This window comes from Aminobacter sp. P4_H6_2 (assembly GCF_056400805.1).
Map to the genome: position 1 here is coordinate 1 of NZ_JBFUKO010000485.1, position 4,190 is coordinate 4,190.

General features: G+C 60.9%; 5 protein-coding genes and 1 pseudogene. All 6 read right to left on the reverse strand.

Annotated features, from left to right (window positions below):
- Positions 1 to 294, reverse strand: a pseudogene (locus tag AC1DUU_RS24840) (hypothetical protein); the annotation flags it as partial.
- A 4-nt stretch (positions 295 to 298) separates the two neighbouring features.
- Complete coding sequence (gene eno / locus AC1DUU_RS24845; RefSeq protein WP_476786039.1) at positions 299 to 1,573, reverse strand: phosphopyruvate hydratase; 1,275 nt, start codon at positions 1,571 to 1,573, stop codon at positions 299 to 301.
- 405 nt (positions 1,574 to 1,978) lie between these two features.
- Positions 1,979 to 2,344, reverse strand: coding sequence for a PRC-barrel domain-containing protein (locus AC1DUU_RS24850; RefSeq protein WP_476786040.1), 366 nt, complete (start codon positions 2,342 to 2,344; stop codon positions 1,979 to 1,981).
- Between the two features lie 93 nt (positions 2,345 to 2,437).
- The gene (locus tag AC1DUU_RS24855; RefSeq protein ID WP_476786041.1) at positions 2,438 to 2,641 is read right to left on the reverse strand and encodes a dodecin family protein; all 204 of its coding nucleotides are present in this window, start codon (positions 2,639 to 2,641) and stop codon (positions 2,438 to 2,440) included.
- A gap of 127 nt (positions 2,642 to 2,768) precedes the next feature.
- On the reverse strand, positions 2,769 to 3,602 hold the full coding sequence (gene kdsA, locus AC1DUU_RS24860) for a 3-deoxy-8-phosphooctulonate synthase (RefSeq protein WP_476786042.1): 834 nt from the start codon (positions 3,600 to 3,602) through the stop codon (positions 2,769 to 2,771).
- Positions 3,599 to 4,190 (reverse strand): VOC family protein (locus AC1DUU_RS24865; protein ID WP_476786043.1); only part of this gene is annotated, 592 nt, incomplete at its 5' end. The genes AC1DUU_RS24865 and kdsA, both read right to left, overlap by 4 nt.

Sequence of the window (4,190 nt, forward strand, 5' to 3'; positions counted from 1 at the left end):
CATCAGCACGCCACGCCTCGACGTTTCATCCAGGCCGAAATCGTTGCCCCAGTCCAGTTCGCAGTCCTGCGGGCGTGGTGGCAGCGGCGTTGACTTGTCGGCAATGTTGCAGCGTATCGATGCATCGTCGTCGAAGAACATGCATTGAATGTTGCCGGTCGGCGAACGGAAACCGTTCGCCAAATCTTGCGCCATGGCGGGCGACGGATGAAGCCAGATGGAGGTCGCAGCCATCAGCAGGCAGCAAACCAGGCTGTTTGCCCTCTCGCTTTGCCGCCCGCCTGGCGTGCCCATCGGGTCAGCCGCGCAAGATCGAGCGGCCGGCGAAGCGCGCCTGCCTGCCGAGTTCTTCTTCGATGCGGATCAGCTGATTGTACTTGGCGGTGCGGTCCGAACGGGCCAGCGAGCCGGTCTTGATCTGACCGCAGTTGGTGGCGACCGCGAGATCAGCGATGGTCGAATCTTCGGTTTCACCGGAACGGTGCGACATGACAGCGGTGTAGCTTGCCTTGTGCGCGGTTTCGACTGCGTCGAGCGTTTCGGTCAGCGAACCGATCTGGTTGACCTTGACCAGGATCGAGTTGGCGACGCCCATCTTGATGCCGTCGCGCAGGCGGGCCGAATTGGTGACGAACAGGTCGTCGCCGACCAACTGCACCTTGTCGCCGCACAGGTCGGTCAGGTACTTCCAGCCTTCCCAGTCGTCCTCGGACATGCCGTCCTCGATGGAGATGATCGGGTAGTCGGCGGCGAGCTTTGCGAGGTACTTGGCCTGCGCCTTGGGATCGCGGGTCTTCTTTTCGCCCTCGTAGACGTAGTTGCCGTCCTTGAAGAACTCGGTCGCTGCGCAATCGAGAGCGAGTGCCACGTCTTCGCCGGGCTTGAAGCCGGCCTTTTCGATCGAGGCCATGACGAAGTCGAGAGCTGCCTGGGCGCTCTTGAGGTTCGGAGCAAAGCCACCCTCATCGCCGACATTGGTGTTGTGGCCGGCGTCCTTCAGACCCTTCTTCAGAGTGTGGAAGATTTCCGAACCCCAGCGCACCGCGTCGCGCAGCGAAGGCGCGCCGATCGGCATGATCATGAACTCCTGGAAGTCGATCGGATTGTCGGCATGAGCGCCGCCATTGATGATGTTCATCATCGGCACCGGCAGCACGCGAGCGTTGGGTCCGCCGACATAGCGATAGAGCGGCAGGCCGGAAGCTTCGGCAGCAGCCTTGGCAACTGCGAGCGACACGCCGAGGATGGCATTCGCGCCGAGGCGGCCCTTGTTGGGCGTGCCGTCGAGCTCGATCATCGTCTGGTCGATATGGATCTGGTTTTCGGCTTCCATGCCGCCGATCGCCTCGAACAGCTCGCCATTGACGGCCTCGACGGCGCGCTCGACACCCTTGCCGAGATAGCGCGTGCCGCCATCACGAAGCTCCATCGCCTCATGGGCGCCGGTCGAGGCACCCGAGGGAACCGCTGCACGGCCCATCGAGCCGTCCTCGAGGACAACGTCCACCTCGACGGTTGGATTGCCGCGGCTGTCGAGAATCTCGCGGCCGACGATATCGATGATTGCTGTCATGTGAGGCATCCCCGGGAGCTGATCGCAAATAGGATCGGTTGGATTTCCGCGCTCGTCTTAGCCAAAGCAGAAGAAAACGCAATCGCGGCAGGGCAAATATCACGCAACGTCAGGCATCAGATTCACTTTCGGCAAAACGCTGTCACCATAATTCATCCCGTTGGGCAGGCATTCGCCACACTTTCGGGTAAACTATGCCTGCGCGGGGCGAAACAGAGGGAGTTTCGCCATGTCCGAGTTGAGTGGTATCCTGAGTTTGTTCTTCATAGCCGCAGCCTTCCTGACCTCATGCGACAGTCAACCGCCTCCACAGGGTGGTACGTCGCAGGTGCGGATCATTCCGACACCAAGGTAGTTGCCGGCACAACGAAAAAGCCCCGGAGAAATCCGGGGCTTTTTGTTGGATCAGTGCCAGTACGGCTTGACCTGGTAATGCTGGAAAGACGCATCGCGCGCAACGCGACCGTCATCTTCGGTCAGATCGTCGATCGAATAAGACGGTGCAGACTTCAGCTGATCCTTGGAGAAAGGAACGACATAGCCGCCGAGACCCTTGTCGTAATCCAGCGTCGACCACGGAATGGCGTGATATTTTTCGCCGATGCCGAGAAAGCCGCCAAATCCGATGACGGCAAACATGATGCCGTTGGACATCTTGTCGAGCATGACGTCTTCGATCGCGCCGATGGTCTCGCCTGCGGTATTGTAGACTTTGGTGCCGATGACCCGCGATGCGGGAATAGCTTCGGTATGACCTGTGTGGGTCGTCATGGCTTGCTCCTCGTTGGTTGGTGGATGCAAGGGGTAACGATCCCCCAAAGCGGAGGTTCCAAAGTTTTACCGATGATGGATTGCGCCGACCGGTCAGTCGGTGAGGATGAAGGTCACCTTCATGTTGACGCGGTAGGCGACGATCTTGCCGTTTTCGATGACGACTTTCTGGTCCTGGATCCAGGCGCCTTCGACATTCTTCAGCGTCTTGGACGCGCGGGCGATGCCGTCTTCAATGGCATCCTTGAAGCTCTTGGTCGACGATGAGGTGATTTCCGTAACGCGGGCAACAGACATAGGATTCCTCCAGCTGAGATGCTCAGTCACGGAGGAAAGCCTACGCCGGGTACCTGCAGGGCTCAAGCAGGAGTTGTGCTGGGGGGCATGTGCACCGAGAGGCGCACCAGTGCCTGGCAGTGCAGCGTCAGCCCTTGGCGATACGGTCGAACGCCATCAAACGCTCGAGCAGAGCCGGCAAATCCTTGAGCGGCACCATGTTGGGGCCGTCCGACGAGGTCGAATTGTCGGGGTCTTCGTGCGTTTCGATGAACACACCTGCGACGCCAACAGCGACGGCCGCGCGCGCCAGAGTCTCGACGAAGCGGCGCTCGCCGCCCGAGGTGGCACCCTGCCCGCCTGGCTGCTGCACCGAATGGGTTGCGTCGAAAATCACCGGGGCGCCGATGTCGGCCATGATCGGCAGCGCGCGCATGTCTGATACCAGCGTGTTGTAGCCGAAGGATGCGCCACGCTCGGTGACCAGAACGTTCGGGTTGCCCGAGTCAGTGACCTTGGCGACGACGTTCTTCATGTCCCAGGGCGCAAGGAACTGGCCCTTCTTCACATTGACGACCTTGCCGGTCTTGGCCGCGGCGACCAGCAGGTCGGTCTGGCGGCTGAGGAAGGCCGGGATCTGCAGCACGTCGACGACTTCGCCAACGATCGCGCACTGTTCTTCGGTATGGACGTCGGTGATGACGGCGACGCCGAGCTCCTTGCGCAGGTCGGCGAAGACGGGCAGCGCCGCATCGAGGCCAGCACCGCGCGTGCTCGACAGCGAGCTGCGGTTGGCCTTGTCGAAGCTCGACTTGTAGACGAAGCCGATGCCGAGCTTGAGGGTCAGCTCCTTGAGCGCGCCGGCCATGTCGAAGGCATGCTGGCGCGATTCGAACTGGCACGGGCCGGCGATCAGCGACAGCGGCGCATTGTTGGCGAAAAGGGTCTTGCCGATCGTCACATTTGCATTCGGCTTGGTCATTTCAATTCCTCGAAAATGAAGGTCGCACCTTGCCCGGGTGCCGAAGGCACCACCAGGCGTTGACCGCTTAGATCGTACTCGATGCCGTTGCGGACAAGAAGCGACTTGGCCGCGCCGAGATCATCGACGGCAAAAACCATCGCCTCAAGGCGAATCCCATTGGAATTTGGCGTGGAGCGGATGGAAAGTCTTGCATTGGCGAGCGGCACGGAGGCCCCGTCAACACTGCTGCGTGCGATTGTCGCCAGCAATGCCCCAGCGGCTTGCGTGCTTCCAGCAGTCGCTTCGACGGCCAGAACACGCCTCACGCCATTGGCATGCGTCTGAAGTGCTGTGCGGTCAACATTGGGTGCGTTGACGCGCTCGCAGGTGAAGAAGAACGCGTCCGTCGCCGTGTCAGGCTCGGCGGCAAACGCCAGCCGGAACGATGCCTGATCCGATTTGCCTGCCGCATCAACGAAGGGACGCGAAAAGTCGAGCCTTGGGCCAGCGGAAACGCCTGCGGCAACGAACTCGGCATGGTCGACGTCGGCATCTTCGGTTCCAAACACCACAGCCGAAAAACCTTCGTCGCCATGGGCATCACGA